At 38.4% G+C, this 497-nt stretch carries 1 protein-coding gene; it reads left to right on the plus strand.

Features of this window, described 5'->3' with window-relative positions; translation table 11 throughout:
* Nucleotides 1-479: LPXTG cell wall anchor domain-containing protein (locus STRDD10_RS10090; RefSeq protein ID WP_156468665.1), on the plus strand; the 479-nt coding region annotated here is incomplete at its 5' end.
* Nucleotides 480-497: the final 18 nt, after the last annotated feature.

Genomic DNA, 497 nt, shown 5'->3' on the forward strand with positions numbered 1-497 from the left:
CAGTTTTGGCTAAGGTTAAAGAATTGGCGAAACGAGGTTACTTCCTTGATGAAATAGATATAGACGATAAAACTATGTTCGACCATCTTGATGATGGAGATGCTCAACCAAGTCAAGTCTTTACTCTAAAAGTTAAGATAGTAACAGCTAAGGGAACACCTACTGAACAAGATGTACTTCCGTTTTATCCAGAAGAGAATGTCCCAATTATCACAGAAAAAGGCGTTCCGCTTGTTCAAGAAAAACTTCCAGAATTCAAAGAGTTCTTGCCACCTGAGGTACAAGCAAGTGATACTCCTCAAGTAGTACGAGTGTCAGAAGCTAGGACTCAACCAATCTCACCAGCCACTAAAAATGAAGCAAGTCTGCCAAATACAGGAACTGAAAATACTAGCTCATGGACGCTTCTTGGTCTATTCAGTTTGTTAGGATTAGCAGGTTTAACTACTAATCGTCGCAAGAAAAATCAAGAAAAGTAGTATCTATCAAACTTTATT

This window comes from Streptococcus sp. DD10 (assembly GCF_001578805.1).
Lineage (GTDB): Bacteria > Bacillota > Bacilli > Lactobacillales > Streptococcaceae > Streptococcus.